General features: G+C 34.8%; 11 protein-coding genes and 1 tRNA gene. 9 read left to right on the forward strand and 3 right to left on the reverse strand.

Annotated elements, in window-relative coordinates; all coding sequences use genetic code 11:
• Nucleotides 1-56 precede the first annotated feature (56 nt).
• From RR539_RS05470 to RR539_RS05495, 6 genes are all read left to right on the forward strand, one after another.
• Nucleotides 57-132 (forward strand) — tRNA-Thr (locus tag RR539_RS05470).
• A 497-nt stretch (nt 133-629) separates the two neighbouring features.
• Nucleotides 630-8,912 carry a DUF7507 domain-containing protein gene (locus tag RR539_RS05475; RefSeq protein ID WP_332500241.1) on the forward strand — a complete coding sequence of 2,761 codons (8,283 nt, stop codon included), beginning with the start codon at nt 630-632 and terminating at the stop codon, nt 8,910-8,912.
• Between the two features lie 66 nt (nt 8,913-8,978).
• Nucleotides 8,979-9,467, forward strand: coding sequence for an SPOCS domain-containing protein (locus RR539_RS05480; RefSeq protein ID WP_332473346.1), 489 nt, complete (start codon nt 8,979-8,981; stop codon nt 9,465-9,467).
• 15 nt (nt 9,468-9,482) lie between these two features.
• Complete coding sequence (locus RR539_RS05485; protein ID WP_332473345.1) at nt 9,483-9,965, forward strand: hypothetical protein; 483 nt, start codon at nt 9,483-9,485, stop codon at nt 9,963-9,965.
• A gap of 14 nt (nt 9,966-9,979) precedes the next feature.
• Nucleotides 9,980-11,179: an SPOCS domain-containing protein gene (locus tag RR539_RS05490; protein WP_332473344.1), complete on the forward strand. Its 1,200-nt coding sequence runs from the start codon at nt 9,980-9,982 to the stop codon at nt 11,177-11,179.
• A gap of 28 nt (nt 11,180-11,207) precedes the next feature.
• Nucleotides 11,208-11,894, forward strand: coding sequence for a hypothetical protein (locus RR539_RS05495; RefSeq protein ID WP_332473343.1), 687 nt, complete (start codon nt 11,208-11,210; stop codon nt 11,892-11,894).
• A 35-nt stretch (nt 11,895-11,929) separates the two neighbouring features.
• Here the strand turns inward: RR539_RS05495 and RR539_RS05500 are convergent, their stop codons facing one another.
• The 3 genes from RR539_RS05500 to RR539_RS05510 form a co-directional block, all read right to left on the reverse strand.
• Nucleotides 11,930-12,919, reverse strand: a complete 990-nt coding sequence (locus RR539_RS05500; RefSeq protein ID WP_332473342.1) for an ATP-binding protein — start codon at nt 12,917-12,919, stop codon at nt 11,930-11,932.
• Nucleotides 12,919-13,839 (reverse strand): DnaD domain protein, encoded by a 921-nt coding sequence (locus RR539_RS05505; protein ID WP_332473341.1) that lies wholly within the window; start codon nt 13,837-13,839, stop codon nt 12,919-12,921. The genes RR539_RS05500 and RR539_RS05505 overlap by 1 nt, the downstream gene beginning before the upstream one ends.
• A 135-nt stretch (nt 13,840-13,974) precedes the next feature.
• Complete coding sequence (locus RR539_RS05510) at nt 13,975-14,166, reverse strand: hypothetical protein (RefSeq protein ID WP_332473340.1); 192 nt, start codon at nt 14,164-14,166, stop codon at nt 13,975-13,977.
• 308 nt (nt 14,167-14,474) lie between these two features.
• Between RR539_RS05510 and RR539_RS05515 the strand changes: the two genes are divergently transcribed.
• The 3 genes from RR539_RS05515 (at nt 14,475) to RR539_RS05525 (ending at nt 17,511) form a co-directional block, all read left to right on the forward strand.
• Nucleotides 14,475-15,386: a M23 family metallopeptidase gene (locus RR539_RS05515; protein WP_332473339.1), complete on the forward strand. Its 912-nt coding sequence runs from the start codon at nt 14,475-14,477 to the stop codon at nt 15,384-15,386.
• Between the two features lie 660 nt (nt 15,387-16,046).
• Entirely contained in the window at nt 16,047-16,259 is a 213-nt protein-coding gene (locus RR539_RS05520; protein WP_332473338.1) for a hypothetical protein, read from the forward strand.
• 64 nt (nt 16,260-16,323) lie between these two features.
• Nucleotides 16,324-17,511 (forward strand): S8 family peptidase, encoded by a 1,188-nt coding sequence (locus tag RR539_RS05525; RefSeq protein WP_332473337.1) that lies wholly within the window; start codon nt 16,324-16,326, stop codon nt 17,509-17,511.
• Nucleotides 17,512-17,725: the final 214 nt, after the last annotated feature.

The raw sequence follows: 17,725 nt of genomic DNA on the forward strand, positions 1-17,725 counted from the left end.
GCTGGCCTGTCACGCCAGAGGTCGAGGGTTCGAGCCCCTTCTGGGTCGCCATTTGTGCCGGCATAGCTCAGTTGGTAGAGCAACTGACTTGTAATCAGTAGGTCGTGGGTTCAAATCCTATTGCCGGCTCCAATCCTATCTCGTATGAGGTAGGATTTTTTTATTTCTAAAAACCTTTAATTTATACTGACTAAAAGGAATCTGGCTTAGGCTAAAGGTTTTTAATGTAAATAATAGGTATACTTTATTATAACAATTTATTATATGTGTATATATACATATAGTTACAATAAAAATTAATAATTAGATTTAAGTTTTAAAAAAGGTGTAGATAGTATGACGTTTTAAATGTCATACTATCTACACCTTTTTTATTGGTTTTTAATCAAGTTAGTAACAGATTTAAATTATTTAACATACTTCTATATTACTGAATAATTGTCTAGGTAGACATTATGACTCATAATTATAAAAATTATAGGTTATTAGATTAGTATTAGACAATTTTGTTTTTGTTATTTAACCATAAAATGTTTTAGTAACAAAAAAAATGTTGAGGAATACAATGTAGCATACCAAAAACATTACAGATCTCTTGCTATATTAATAGCAAGGAAAGGAGATGTGCCATGGCAATAGTTAATAGATATTCAGTTGAAACTACAGGCGCAATGACGTTTACAGGAAACACCTTAGGACTAAGTCAATTATTAGATACTAATCAGGCGGGGCCTAATAATAGTATAGGTGCATTTACATCTTTAGACACATTACTACAGGTGCCTACATTTCCCCCGGGAACAACACTAAACTATACACAAAATGGTTCTGAAGCTACACTTGTAATACCTCCAGGTAGCACTGTATTATATGCAGAGCTTATTTGGGGGGGTAATTATGCCTATGATTATCAAGACACATCAGTAATACCACTACCACCTCCTGTTAGTCAGGACCTTTCTGGTGTAATTGATGATCCAGTTATTTTTACTGCGCCAGGACAGCCGCCTGTTGCTATTTCACCTGACCCAGCTACAGGTGGAGAAACTACTTTCACAGTTGACATTCCAAACTTCTTTACAACAACTAACTACTGGTATAGTAGAACAGCAGATGTTACAAGTATAATTCAGGCAGCTGGACCAGGGGTATACTCACTTGAGTCAGTACCAGGTCTTGTTGCGCCTATAAGTAACCAAACAACATCTACAAACCACGCAGGATGGACACTTGCAGTTATTTACGAAAACCCAGCACTTCCACAAAGAGGAATGAATCTATGGGTTGGGGCAGAACTTGTAATTGCTCCTGAATCGCCTCAGGTGGATATATTTATAGATGGGTTTGAAACTATACCAAGTGGTGCTGTTCAGGCAAACCTACTTTTAAGTACTCAAGAAGGAGACCCATCAATACCAAATGATTTTGTACAGTTTGGACCTGATGCAGGGTCACTTACTACAATATCAGGACCTAACAATCCAAGTAATAATTTCTTTGGTTCTCAGATAAATAATGATTCAGGAACAATTGATACTACAGGAACATTTGGAACACTTAATGGAGATCCGTTTACTAATACCCAGTTATCTCCTGGTAGACAGGGGTGGGATATTACAAATGTAGATGTGTCTCCAGAGGTAGCTAACTCTCAAACAAGTGCGCTAATTAGATTAGCAACGCAAGGAGATGCATACATGGTAAATGCAGTAGGTCTTCAGGTAGACGTACTTGCACTTGATGTACAGGCAACAAAATCAGTAGATAAAGCATTTGCTGATGTTGGAGATGTATTAACTTATACAATAGATGTTGTTAATGGACTAGGAAGTAATGTTGACATAACTTCTGTATCACTATTAGATGCGATACCAAGTGGTACAACATTTGTACCAAACAGTGTATTTGTAGATGGAGTGCAGCAAATAGGAGCAGATCCATCAGTAGGAGTTAGTCTTCCAGATCTTGCTATAGGAGAAAGTACACAGGTAACCTTCCAGGTAACTGTTGATACAATACCGGATCCAAATCCAATTCCTAACGAGGCTATAATAGATTTCAACTATGGGCTAGATGACTCACGAAATACTAATATAGTAACTACTCAAGTTAATAGGGCAGTATTAGAGTCAGTTAAAAGCGTTGATTTAGCATTTGCTGAACCAGGAGATACTTTAACTTATAGTACTGTATTAACTAATACAGGAAGTGCAACTGCTACAAATATAGTATTTACGGATTTAATTCCAACTGGAACAACATTTGTACCAGACAGTGTATTTGTAGACGGAGTACAGCAGTTAGGAGCAGACCCTTCATTAGGAGTAAGTATTCCTGATATACCACCAGGAGGAAGTAGACTTATAACTTTCCAGGTAACAGTTGACAATGCTATACCAAATCCTAATCCAATAGTTAATAACAACTCAACTAGTTACCAGTATTTTGTAGATCCAGCAGATCCTCCAGTTACTGCACCAGATGCCATATCTAATGATGTTACAACTCAGATTAATCAGGCTATTTTAGAGGCTATTAAAAGTGTAGATAAGGCAGTAGCTCAATTTGGAGAAACTCTTGTTTATACAACTGTAATTACTAATACAGGTAATGTTACAGCTACTAATGTAAACTTTATAGATGCAATTCCAGCAGGAACAACCTTTGTACCAGGTAGTGTAACTATAAATGGAGTTCCTCAACCTGGATTTGATCCAAGTGTAGGATTCCCTCTACCAGATATACTGCCAGGAGGAAGTGTTACAGTTTCCTTTAGCGTTACTGTAGATAATGGATTCCCACCTGAAAATCCAATACCAAATACAAGTGATGCAACCTATGAATATTTAGTAGACCCACAGGGAGCTCCAGTTGTAGGGCCACCAGTACTATCAAATACTGTTTTTACTCAGATTGACGATGTTATATTAACACCAGTTAAATCTGTAGATTTAGCCTTTGCAGATATTGGAGATACCTTAACCTATACAATTACTGTAACTAATACAGGTAATACAACAGCTACTGGAGGAATTCTTACAGATACTATTCCAGCAGGAACAACCTTTGTCCCAGGAAGTGTTACTGTTGCAGGAGCTCCTCAGCCAGGAGCAGATCCTCAGGCTGGAATTGCTCTGCCAGATATACCACCAGGAGGCAGCGTAGTTGTAACCTTCCAGGTTACAGTAGATAGTACTCTTCCGATTCCAACTCAAGTGGATAATACTGCTTTATTAGATTATCCTGGTAAGCCAACAACGCCGAGTAACACTGTAGTTACAGAAATAAATCATGCACAGTTAGATCTAGTAAAGAGTGTTAGTGATGACTATGCTGATTTCGGAAGTGTAATAACTTACACTACTGTTATTACTAATGTTGGAAATACGGATGCAGAAAATGTGGTATTTACTGACTCAATACCAAGTGGAACAACATTTGTTCCAGGTAGTGTTATTGTTGGAGGAGTTCCTCAACCAGGGGCAGACCCACAGGTAGGAGTAAATATAGGAACCATACCTGCAGGAGGTTCAGTAACAGTTTCGTTTAATGTAATAGTAGATAGTGCTATACCAACTCCTAACCCAATTGAAAACACATCAAGTGCAGATTATGAGTATGTAGTAGAGCCAGGTACACCACCAGTAATTGCACCAACATCTACTTCAAATACTGTTGAGACCTTAGTAAATAGGGCTATTTTAGTATCTACAAAGAGTGTTGATAAGGATTTTGCTGACTGGGGTGAAGTAATAACTTACTCAGTTGATATAGAAAATGTAGGAAGTACAACTGCTATTAATGTTGAGTTTGAGGACTTAATACCAGCAGGAACAACACTAGTACCAGGTAGTGTAACAATTAATGGGGCACCACAACCAGGACTTGACCCATCAGTTCCGTTCCCATTACCTGATATACCAGTTGGAGGAGTGGTAACTGTTACCTTCCAAGTTACAGTTAATGATGCAAATCCGGTTCCTAATCCAATACCAAATAGTAGTATAACGTATTATGACTATTTAGTAGACCCATTAGGTACACCAGTAACAGCAGTACCAAGTCAATCTAATGTAGTTACAACTCAAGTAAATCATGCACAGCTTGATATAACTAAGGCGGTTGATTTAGGAGTAGTAACCCTAGGAGATGTAATAACCTATACAGTTAATATAACTAACACTGGAAATGTTGATTCTCAAAATACAGTTGTAACTGACATTATTCCACCTGATAGTACTTTTGTACCAGGTAGTGTAATAATTGATGGGGTTCCAGCTCCAGGGGCAGATCCTGCAACTGGCATAAGTCTTCCTAATATTGCGCCAGGAGCAACTGTAGTAGTAGTATTCCAGGTTACAGCTCCACTTGTATTACCTGCGCAGAATCCAATGCTAAATAGTGCATTTGTAGATTATCAATATCAGGTAGATCCTACTGGACCGCTTGTTACAGCACCAACTGAAACAAGTAATACGGTAGAAACTCTAGTAATTGAACAGGGAGATGTTGCTACTTTAGAAGTTACAAAGGCTGTAGATAAAGCATTTGTAGAAGTAGGAGATACCCTATTATATACAATTACTGTGAATAACACAGGTAATACAGATGCCCTTGATGTAACTATTACAGATATAGTTCCAAGTGGTACAACATTTATACCAGGTAGTGTAATTGTTGATGGAGTACCGGCACCAGGAGAAAACATTGAAACGGGAGTTAATATAGGAACAGTGTCACCAGGTGTTCCACGAACAATAACTTTTGAGGTTCAAGTAGGGGACGTTTTACCAGTACCAAATCCTATTATTAACGGTGCAAGTGTAGATTACCAGTTTAGAACAGACCCAGACCTTGATCCTATTGATGGACCAACTACTCCATCTAATGAAGTTACAACTCTTGTTAAGTTAGTAAGCGTTGTAATATCTAAGCAAGTTAATACTCAGTTTGCTAATAGGGGAGATGTATTAACTTATACAATCATAGTAGAAAATACAGGAAATACAGATGCAACAGATGTGATCTTAACGGATATTATTCCAAGTGGAACAACATTTGTAGCAGATAGCTTAACTGTTGATGGAGTACCACAAATTGGTGCAGATCCGTCTCTAGGATATAACATTGGTGGAGTTTCACCATCTCAAATTAAGATTGTAACTTTTGAGGTATTAATAGGGGATGTAGTACCAGATCCAAACCCAATACCAAATACTGCAAGTATAGTATTTGATTATAGAATAGATCCAGCAGGGCCTGACATTACTGAAGGACCAATTGATAGTAATACAGTATTTACTACTGTTAACTATGCTGATATAACAGTTGAAAAGGCTGTAGATAAGGCGTATGCAGACTTTGGTGAAGAGGTTGAATATACTCTAACTATAACTAATACAGGTAATGTTGATGCTGAAAATGTAACATTAATAGACTCTATACCAAGTGGAACAACATTTGTACCAGGAAGTGTAACGGTAGGGGGAGTACCACAGCCAGGAGAAGATCCTAGTGTTGGGGTAAATGTTGGAACAATAGCTCCAGGAGCAAGTGTTGTAGTAACATTTAAGGTTTTAGTAGGTAATACCTTCCCGGTTCCGAATCCATTCTTAAATAGTGGATTTGCACAGTATGAATATAGGGTTGACCCAGCAGGAGGTACAACATCTGCTACTAGTCCAGATTCTAATGTTGTGGAGACAACTGTAAGTAACGCAAGTTTAGATATTGTTAAGAGTGTAGATAAATCTTATGCAAAGCCAGGAGATGAAATAGAATATACTATTAGCGTAACTAACACAGGAAATACCACAGCTTTAGGGGTTGTTTTAACTGATATTGTGCCAAGTGGAACAACATTTGCACCTGGAAGTGTAACTATAAATGCTGTAGCAACACCAGGAGCAGACCCTAATGTTGGAATTAATCTTGGAAATATACCTGCAGGAGGAACTGTAACAGTAACCTTTAAGGTTCTAATAGGAGATACTCTTCCAGATCCTAATCCATTAGTAAATCAAGCTAGTGCAGACTACACCTATTTAGTAGATCCGGCTCAGCCACCTGTAGGTGGAAGTGACAGCTCAAATAGCGTAACCACACAAGTTAATATAGCTGTTTTAGATGTTACAAAAACTACTAATAAAGAATTTGTAGGAGTAAACGGGGTTATAACTTATACAAGTACTATTAGGAATACTGGAAATGTAAATGCAGTAAATGTAGTATTTACAGATCCTATACCAGCAGGTACTACACTTGTACCAAATAGTGTATTTGTAAATGGAGTATTGGTTCCAGGGGGAGATCCTAGTGTAGGAGTACCAGTTCCTAATATACCGCCAGGAGGTATTGCAGTAGTAACCTTCCAGGTTCAAGTTAACGGAGCTGTGCCAACACCTAATCCAATACCAAATATAAGTGAAGTAGACTATGGATACTTTGTTGATCCAGAAGATACTGCTCCATTTATAGCTCCAACAGTTTTCTCTAATGAAGTATTTACAGAGGTTAGAATTGCAAAACTTGTAGCGGTGAAATCTGTAGATAAGGCATATGCTGACCTAGGGGAGACAATAAAGTATACAATAGCTATTACTAATCAAGGGAATGTAAAGGCGGAAAATGTAGTGTTATCAGATCTAATACCAGATGGAACAACATTTGTAGCAGGTAGTGTGTTAATAGATGGAGTTCCAGTTCCAGGAGCGAATCCAGATCCAAGTATGGATTTACCAGATATAGACCCAGGTCAAACTATTATAGTTGAGTTTAGTGTCTTGGTTGGGGATGTTGTACCAACAACTAATCCAGTGCAAAACACAGGGGTTATTAACTACGACTTTATAGTTGACCCAACAGGGCAACCAGTTGTGGGAGAGCCAGCTGTTACTAATACTGTTGAAACTCAAATAAATACTGCTGCATTAGTAATGGTGAAATCTGTAGATAATCAATTTAAGGATTTAGGAGATACGATTAAATATACAGTTAGTATAACTAATACAGGTAATACTGTAGCTAATAATGTTGTATTTACAGATGCTCTACAGGCAGACACAAGCTTTGTACCAGGTACAGTTACTATTGATGGGGTTCCAAGTCCAGGGGCTAACCCAGAGTCTGGAGTACCAATTGGTAATATTAATCCAGGGCAAACAGTAATAGTAGAGTTTGAGGTTTTAGTTGTATCTGTTCCTGAAAGTGATGTTGTTTTAAATACAGCATCTACAGAGTTTAACTATATAGTAGACCCTGCAAAGCCACCAGTTAATGCAAGTAGTACTTCAAATGAAACAGTAGTTAATATACTTCATGGAGAAATACTACCTGAAAATCTAATTAAGAGTGCAAACAAAGAGGTAACTACACCTGGAGATATTATAACGTATACAGTTAGTGCTAAGAATACAGGTAATACACCAATTAATTTAGTATTAAGTGATGTTTTACCAGTTGGAGTAGAATTTGTTGCTGGAAGCGTTATTATAGACGGTGTAAATAAACCACTAGAAGATCCAGGGGTAGGAATTAATGTAGGTCAAGTTCTACCAGGGGAAACTGTAACTATTCAGTTTAAGGTAGTTGTTCTTGACAATGCGCCAGACCCTATAACAAATACTGCTAAGGCTATATACTCCTATACAGTAGACCCTACAAAGCCACCTGTTAGCAAGGAAACTATATCTAATGAAGTTGTAATAGATAATGTTATACCAGAGTTAACTCTTGTTAAGTCAGCAAGTAAAGATGTTGCTGCAGTTGGAGATGTTATAACTTATACAATTGTAGCTACAAATACTGGGGAAGTAAATCTTGATGACGTAGTTGTTAAAGATTTACTAGAGCCAGACTTAAACTTTGTAGAGGGAACAGTTAAGGTAGATGGATTCCCATATCCTGACTATAACATTTTAACAGGATTTAGCATTGGATCCCTTGCGGTTGGACAAACAAAGGTAGTTACTTTTGAAGCTAAAATAGTTAACAAAACAAATTCTGAAGTAAAGAATATATCAACAGGAGTATTCACATTTAAAATTACACCTGATGGTGAAGAAAGAGTTGAGCAAACTAATAGTAATGAAGTAACTATAATTTTAGAAAAACCACAGCTAACTATATCAAAAGTAGCAGATAAGAGTGTTGTATCCTTAGGAGACACTATAAATTACAAGGTGAGTTTGGTTAATACTGGAGATACAGAACTTGTTAACGTAGTATTCTATGATGAAGTGCCAAGTAGTCTAGAGTATGTTCCAGACAGCTTAAAGATAAATGGAGTAAAGGTTAACGCACAATCAATTGATGATGGAGTTAATATAGGCACAATTGGGGTTGGAGAAGAAGTAATTATTGAGTATCAAGCTAAGGTTGTAAGTGGATCATGTAGTGGATATGGAGATAACCTTGCATATGCAACTTATGAATATGTACTATCAGATAAAACTTTTGGTGAAGGAGTAACTGATAAGGTAACAGCTAGAGTAGAGCTTAATATATCAACATTTAAGCAAATGTCTATTGATAAGTTATTTACAATACCATGTCAAAAACCAGATATGGAAAGTGCAGATGATATTGTTGTAGATGTTATTATTGATGACAGCTATGTAATAAATACACCTGTAATAACTTCAAATGAAGGTCAAGTACTAAGTGGATATAAATTAATTGTCCACGGTAGATTAAAGATAAGTTTAGAATATACAGCATGTGTTATGGATCAGGCTATACACTCAGCTCACTTTGAAGTTCCATTTAGCCAGTTTATAATAATGCCAAAAAATTATGAAATAGGTCAATATATTGATGTTTCATCTATTATAGAAAAAGTTGATGTGGATATGATTGATGAAAGAACTATTTCTGCAAGTGTTATGTTGTTGTTAGTTGGAAAAGCTAAATAGCTTATTTGAGGGGGATATCCCCCCTCAAATTAAAAATAACTAATTTTATATATGGGAGGAAAAGACATGGATAATTTTATTAGGGACCTTATAGAGTACAAGGGAATAGATATTTATGAACCTAATAGCTGCTTTATGAAAGAAAGCACAAGTTTTAAGCAATCAACAATTGATGTTAACTTATGTGTACCTCCTCAAAAGCCAGATATAGAGCAGGTTGTTAAGGTTGTAGTAGACAAGGAAATTGTAAAGTATAAAGTAGTTAAAACTCCAACTGGTGTTTCAGTGGAAGGTCAAGAAGTTACAGGATACAAATTACTAGTTATGGGAGATATAACAGTAAAGGTTGTATATGTAGCACTAGAAGAAGAACAAAGTATGCATAGTTTTCATGTAATAATACCATTTTGTGAGTATATAGTAATGCCTAAGGATTTTAGAGGTCTTAGCATAGTTACTCCAGAGATATATGTTGAAGATATATATGTAAGACAACAAGATTGTAGATGTTTATTTGGAAACGTAACACTATTAACTATGGCAGATATTTGTTAAAAGGGGGAAGGTAACATGTCTTTTAGACAAGATTATTCACCAAATCAGTCCTTACCACAGAATGTTAAATACTTTAAAGAAGAGATCATAAATGAAATACTAACTATTCCAGATCAAAAGCCTGATATGGAAAGGGTACTAAAGGCTCTAGTAAGTGTTAATGTTGAAAGTATTAAGCTTATAGAAACAGAAAAGGGAATTTCAAACGAAGGACAAAATTTAACTGGGTATAAGCTTATTGTAAAGTTAAGAATTAAAGAAAAATTAACTTATGTTGCAGATAGATGTACTCAACCAGTACATGCTGCTCATTATGAAAATGTAAAAAGTCTATTTGTAATATTACCTGAAACAATTGATGGGGAAAGAACCTGCGATTTAATTAAGAGAAATAAATTAAACGTAGTTCCTTATGTAGAATGTGTAGAGGCAAGAATGTTAGATGAAAGGCATGTTCACAAATGTGTAATGTTATTTGTAAACGTTGAAAAGATTTAATAGGAGGAGTAGATATGATTGGACCACTAGGTTTAAGTAAGTATTCAAATGTGGATCAAATAATAGTTGGCAACATAGCTACCTATACTATTAAGATTCAAAATACTACTGGTGTAATTATAAACGATGTAACAGTAAAGGACCTACTAAGTCCAGATATTGATTTTATTGAAGATAGTGTTGAAATTGATGGATTTAAATTATTAGGTGAAAGCATACTAAAGGGAGTTAATATAGGCACAGTTGGAGTAGGAGCTACAAAGTATTTAACTTTTAAAGCAAGAATTGTATCTAAAGCTGGTGAAACTGTAAATAATCAAGCAACAGTAACATTTACCTATGTTGACCCAGAGGATGGGTTAACTAAAATAGACACTAAGGAAACTAATATTAACAGTATATTAGTAGAGAGTGCAGAACTTTATGTTGATAAAATGGCAGACAAGGAAGAAGTTCAAAAGGGAGATACAATAGTATATAAAATAGAGGTGGAAAACAAAGGAACAGTAGAGGCGGTTAACATAGTATTAAAGGATATTATGTCCGATTCTGTACAGTTTGTAGAGGATAGCTTAAAAGTAAATGGAGTAGTGGTTCAAGATGCAGATCTAGAGTTAGGTTTAAATATAGGTTCACTAGAGCCAGGCGGAAAAACAACAGTAGTATATGAAGTTATAGTAGAGTCAGGGTCATGTTCAGGTTATATTGAAAATTGTGCCTATGCTATATTTAACTACGTGTTGCCGAATAGGGTCACAGGTACAAAAGAAAGTAACAGAGATTGCTATAAAGTTAAGGCAGCAATTTCAGCTTTTAAGCAGTTAGTTCTAGACAAATACTGTCAGGTTCCATGTGAAAAACCAGATATTGAAGAAGTAAATGATGTTGTTGTAGATATAGTTATCGATGATAGCTATGTTATTAACACTGTTAAGTCAGTATCAAATGAAGGACAACAGCTAAGTGGAAATAAGTTAGTTATTCATGGCTGTATTAATATAAGCATTGAATATACAGCGGATGTAGTCGATCAGGCTATACACTCAACCCATTGTTATATGCCTTTTAGTACCTTTATAATGTTACCTTCAGATTATGTGAAAAACACTAATATTGAAGTTAGTTCCATACTAGAAAATGTTGATGTTGATATGGTTGATCCGAGAGGGGCAACTGTTAATATGGCATTTTTAGTAGTTGCAACTGTTAGCTAATAAATAAATTATATAGGGGGATTTTAAAATGAAAAAATTTAATAACTCAGGTGTATTAGGAAATTCAATTGATATCTGTCTAGACAAGTGTGATAAGAGTGCTGAAATCAGAGCAGATGTTAGAGTTGAGGAATTTAGATCTAAGAGACTTTGGGGACAAGTTTTAAATTGTAAAGGTGAGCCAATAGCAAATAGTTTAGTAAAACTTGTTAGAGTTGTTTGTGATAAGGGAAGAAAGTTCTATCAAGGTGTAGCACACACAATTACTGACTGTGAAGGTTTCTATCAATTTGATATTTGTGAAAATCAAAATGAATGCTATAAAATAATTGTTAATAGAGCTGTTACTGGTAAGGAAACAGTTATAGATACTAGAGGTGGAAATTGCGGTGCTTGCTACGGAGGACCTGGAGGACCTGGAGGAAATGGGGGAGGAGGTTACAACCCTTGTCCAGAATATAATCCAGAAATTAGACCATATACTCAATGTGAGTGTGAGGTTTGCTACGAAGATGAGTGTGGAGGATACCATATAGAGGATGATTATTATGGTGGATATGATTGCTGGGATAAGCCTATGCAAGGAGCACATTGCTGCCCACCAAGTAATGGACATGTAGTAAAAAATTCATGTGGATCAAATAATTCATGTGGAAGCAAAAGTGGAAAATCAAGTTGTTATTCAAAGAAGAACTACGCTTCATATAACAAATAAAAGCTAAAAAAAAGGGGATGGATACCATCCCTTTTTTATTTAACCTTATGGGAATTTTGAATTATTCTAATATCTTCACCAAAGAATTCGCATATATCAAAGCTACCAACTATTCTAGATACTATTCTTGGATGATACTTCATTTGAAGCTCCTCAAGACTTAAATTAGTTGAAATTATAACTTTTTTACGAAGAAGAAGTCTTTCGTTTAGTATGTTAAATATCTCTCCCTGGGAGGATTGGGTTATATTCTCAGTTCCAAGATCATCTATAATTAATAAATCGCAGTTCATAATATAATCTAGTTTTGACTTATCTTCATCTGAATACTTAATATTTCTAATAATATCTATAAGTGAAGAGGCTGTGTTATAAACAACACTTTTACCTTTTCTAAGTATTTCACGGGATATACAATTACATAGGAATGTTTTTCCAAGACCTGTACTGCCAGTGAATAAAAGGTTAGTATCTATAGAATTAAATGTTTCACAGTAATCAACGCATTTTGGGAAAATAACCATCATATTATCCCTAGGTGATTTACCGTATGTTTCACTTTTTACTGTACTATAAAAATCTATACTAAATGTATTAAAGTTTTCTCTTTGAATAACATTTGTAATGTTTGATTGTTTAAAGTATTTATTAATAAGTTTTTGTTTAAAGCAGTTACACTTTTTCTCCCCTACATAACCTGTGTCCTTACAAGTTTCACATGTAAATTCAAGGTCAAGATAGTTTGGGGAGTAGCCTTTTTCTGTAAGTAGAACTGCCCTCTCTCTTTTTAGTGATTCAATTTCAGCCTTCTTATATGATATATACTCCTCAGGGTCTATACCCTCCTTAGACAGCTTAAATATATTACTTGCTATTTCAAAGCCAGTAGCAACAATTTTTCTATCAATTTCACGGATAACAGGAGCCTTAGAATATACTTCCTCTGTTCTTTGGGTTTGAATATCCTTGTGTTTGTTTCTTAAAGCTTCATATTCTTCTAGTATTTCACCTGCAATAGACTTCATTAATCATCACCTAACCCTAAAAGTTGTTTTCTTATTTTTGCCATATCGTGGCTATACTCATCCTTCTTAAGCGGCTCAAAGGCAGGAGAAGGAGATTTAACAAATCCTTTTTGTTTATGGGCATCAACATCTAATGAGGTTTTAACTCCCTTTTTATGCCAATCTGCAAGGATCTTATCTATATAGTTAAGGTTTGTTCCATTGGTTTTAAGGATACATAGTTCACAGGCCTTAAAGATAACTTCACTAGGGAATTTATATACATAAATCCACTTATTAAACATATCTTCTTGAGGCTTCGTAACATCAGCTCCTGTTTTTCCAAGGAAACCAAGTATTTCTCTGTATTTGTTCCACTTCTTATCGTAATCAGCAATAAGCTTAATAGCATCATCTGGGGTTCTAACCCCTGCTTCATGCCATCCAAGTGCCACTTTTTCCATATATCTAGTATCTGGCTTATTCTTAGAGATGCAGTACTCAACAAGTATGGTTATAACCTCGGGACTTAGTGAGTAATCTGAAAGAATAGATTTAAATATATCTACATCTCTAAATGAAAGTGAACGGCCAAGGGCTTGTTCAATTTCAAGTAGCATGTCACGAAGCCTATTATCGAAGGGTATCTCAGTATCACGTTTTTGCGAAAGTGAGTTGACTTCAATATGACCTGTGTTTTCAAGGGTTAATAGCCCAAGATTATTCAGTTCTTCAAATGCTCTATATACATCTGTTTCAAGCATATTAAGGCATGATGCAATATAGGAGGTGTTAACCTGTCTTTCTGCAAAGCCTTGTCTTAAACAAAAAAGATATACCTTTAGAAAGTCTCCACGTATATCCTTTAAGTAATTATCTATGAAAGTATTATCAACAGGTGTAAACCCTGGTGACTTTAAGCTAATTTTTATATTTGACATGTAATCACATCCTAATTCACTTTAAAAATTAAAGGCTGTATACATTATAACAAATCAAATTAACACACTCAATAATTATGTAAATATATAGTAATAACCATATATTCCTTATTTGTTAATTTGTTGTTTGTTGAATTATTTTTTCTTGTTAGGGTTTGAGAATATACCCTTTTTATAAGCAACAAATCCAAATGCACCAAGAGTTAGTGCTGTAGCCGCAATTGACCAAAGAATAAATTCCTTGTTAAATCCTGAAAAGTAACAGAACATAAATGCAGAAGCTAGAATTGTTATAACTCCAAGAATAATAGCGTCTTTTCTAGTCATAAAGATACCCCCTAAAAATTAATTTGCAATATAATTTATAGCCATAAAAAATCTATGACTTCTTAATATATATTGTATGTTAAAAGCAAATATAAATAAAGGAAAAAAACAGTGAGTATAAAAACCTTTTAAAAGTAGTGTTTCCCAAAGACATGGTATTACTCTATATAAAGTAATGGAGGGTGCTAGTTAATTTTACTTTTTAATAATTTAATGTTTATTTAGTTTTTATTTTTATTTTATGTAATAATTATCAAATTTTTGGGGAAAATACTATTTATACACTAAGATGAAAGGTGATGTACTATATGGCAAGTAGAAGAGGGAGAAGCGGTGTAGGAATTTTTGAGAAGCTAATTGCTTTAATCGCACTGTTTGTTACTGTTTTTGCTATGGTCTTTATTATGAATATGGACCATGACACTTATAAGAGGGTTAACTCTATTGTTTCAAGACTAAATTTTAATAGCCTTGAAGAATACATAGCTAGAAAGGATAGTATTGATAAGAATAAACCAGCCTCTACTAAGGTATACAAGGAGCCTTCACCTAGTAGTGAGGAGGCTAGACGTGAACAGGTAGAAAGACTTATAGAAACTGCAAAGCTTGAGGTTAAGACCACTTCTAAGAAGGAAGTTAAGGTTATTAATTATGGGACTAGGGTTTTAAAGAGTTCAGCTATGAAGCCTTCTGAGACTAAGGTTCTTCAGAAGGGGCAAGATGGTCAGAGGGTTATTGTCTCTGAATATACATATAGGGGAGACACCTTAGAACAGACCTTAGTAACAAAGGATGCTGTTAGTAAGAAGCCGGTTGAAGAGGTTGTTGTTAAGGGAGTAAACTCTAAAAATCCTATATTTATGGTACCTACTAAAGGTCCATTCTCATCATATTTTGGTGCTAGATGGGGTAAGAGTCACAAGGGAGTTGATATAGCAGCTAATGTTGGTCAGCCTGTTGTAGCCTCAGAGGGTGGAGAAGTTACTTTTTCTGGAGATAAGGGTACCTTTGGTAAGTGTGTTATTGTTAAGCATGTAGGAGGGTATGAGACCCTGTATGCCCATAATAGCGCTTTAACAGTTAAGGCAGGAGAGAAGGTTCATAAGGGTCAAATTATTGCAAAGTCAGGGAATACGGGTAGATCAACAGGACCCCATTTACACTTTGAAATTAGATCTAATGGAGTTAGTATTGACCCTATGAAGTTAGTAGAAAGATAAATATATTTTCAGGCTGTTAACAAAGTGTACGGCCTGTTATAAAACCCATTTGTAAACAATTTGAAAGTGTGCCTTTTTAGGCACACTTTTTTAACGAATTAGTTTGATTTTCATAACTTAATATAAGGGTTATTTAGATAATAAGCCAAATAGCACACCATTAGATTAGTTGTACAAAATCCATAATTAAATTATACTGGGAGCCTTTTTAGGCTTATTTTTATGTAAATTGATTCTTTTATTATAAAAAACTATATTTATTGTTAATTTTTATAATTATATAGTGGAAATTTGAAATTATTTTCGATAATATTAATAAGGATATTTTGGTTTGTGTAATTTATTTGGGAGGTGCTACACATTATAAGGTTAAAATGGAGCTATCTTTATTATATTTTCTTTGCAGCAATAGTAATGGTTTTTTTATATAATTTTGATATATATAATATTACGGTTTTTGAAATTTCTAAGTTTATTCTATATACGTCATTAATATGCTTATTATTCTTATTTCACAGGAAGGTAACAACAATAATTCCGAAGGTTGTAATTACATTTAGTATTGTATTTCTAGTGTATTTTTATTTACATAATCCACTGGTTTATAAATACACCTTTGATACATTAGGGAAGCGTAGCGTAACTGTTGTTATAAAAACTATGGAGGGGTTTACTCAGCCTATAACTGAGGTTTACTTTTATCATGACAAATGTCCTATTGGAGTGCTTAATGATGGGGTTTTCCTAGAAAAAAGTAAAGGTCAAAAAATTATTACTACTAAGGAAGACAATAAAATAGAATATAAAATTGGAGACAATTTTATATTATGTGAGGATATATTAACAGGGGGTCTTTCACTTAAATTAGAATAGGGCATGTAACATAAATATTTTCTTAGCATATAATATATATTGCATCAATATATAGGTGGTATGTATGTGGCCCTTTAATTTAAAAAAGAAAATAGACCCATATTTAAAGCCCCTAGCGAAGACAGGTGCTAGAGTAAAACTGCCTGTTTTAATATGTTATAAGGGGGATCTTAAAAATATAAAGACGAAGTTACGTTATGCAGGAGCTGTTGTTACACATGAATATGTAATAACTAAGACGATTAGTGCAGCTGTGCCTGTTACTTCTATAGATAAGATTAGTACTTTGCCTGAGGTAAAATCCTTGTATTATGATCATAAGGGAAGTCTTTGCATGCATAAGGCAGGAAAGGCTTTGGCCATAGATGTTAGCAGAAGTTTTAACATAAGTGGACGAGATGTAACTATAGGAATTGTTGATAGTGGAATCTACCCCCACAAGGGACTAACCCAGAAGCAGGATACTATTAAATACTTTAAAGACGTTATAGGGGGAGGAGATAAGCCCTATGACGACTTTGGACACGGAACATATTTAAGTGGAGTTATTGCATCGAACTTTGATTATGCAAGAGGAATAGCTCCAGATGCTAAGCTATCAGTAGCTAAGGCATTTGATAAAATCGGAAAAGGATACTTGTCGAACATACTTAAGGGTATAGAGGATATTTACGCATCAACACCTGACATGAAGGTATTATTATTACCCTTTGAAATCAAGGATATGCCAGACCTTAGGGTGAATCCATTATATGATACAATATGTTATCTTCATTCTAAAAATATTACAATTATATGCCCATCAGGAAACAATGGACCAACCTCATTTAGTATTGGCCAACCAGGAATATATAAAGAGGTAATAACAGTTGGTGGATGTAAAATAGTAGATAACGAATTTAAAATATGTGAGTATTCATCTAGGGGACCAACGAAAAGTGATTATACTAAACCTGACATAGTATCATTAAGTGACTCTATAGTTAGTTTAAAATCAGATGTACTATATCTACCTAAGGATAAAATATTAGAAAAAGAATCAATAGGAGTTATGAATATGAGTGGCACAAGTATATCAGCTGCAATTATAGCTGGAATATGTGCACTTATAATAGAGCGCTACGGAGACTTAACTCCGAAAGACATACGCTCAATTCTAAGCCTTGGCACAAAAAGCATAGGCGAAAATAAACATACCCAAGGAAAGGGTATAGTAATACTTGATAAAATTCTTAAAGAAAAAGAAAAATAAAGTGTAGGGCTCTTAGAATAAAATTCTAAGGGCCTTTTTAAGTTTGGTTTAGGCATTAGAAGTAATAGCAGGTGCTTTGTTTAAGTTTCGTATAGATAAGGTATTGTATCCTAGGCAGACCGCGTTTTGGATTCCTCCAAGAAAGTCTAAGGCACAAAATTTTAAATACCCATTACATATTACAAACTCCAAAAAAAGAGTGCCCCCAATTAAA

This window comes from Clostridium sp., from assembly GCF_036639235.1.
Classification (GTDB): Bacteria; Bacillota; Clostridia; order Clostridiales; family Caloramatoraceae; genus Clostridium_AB.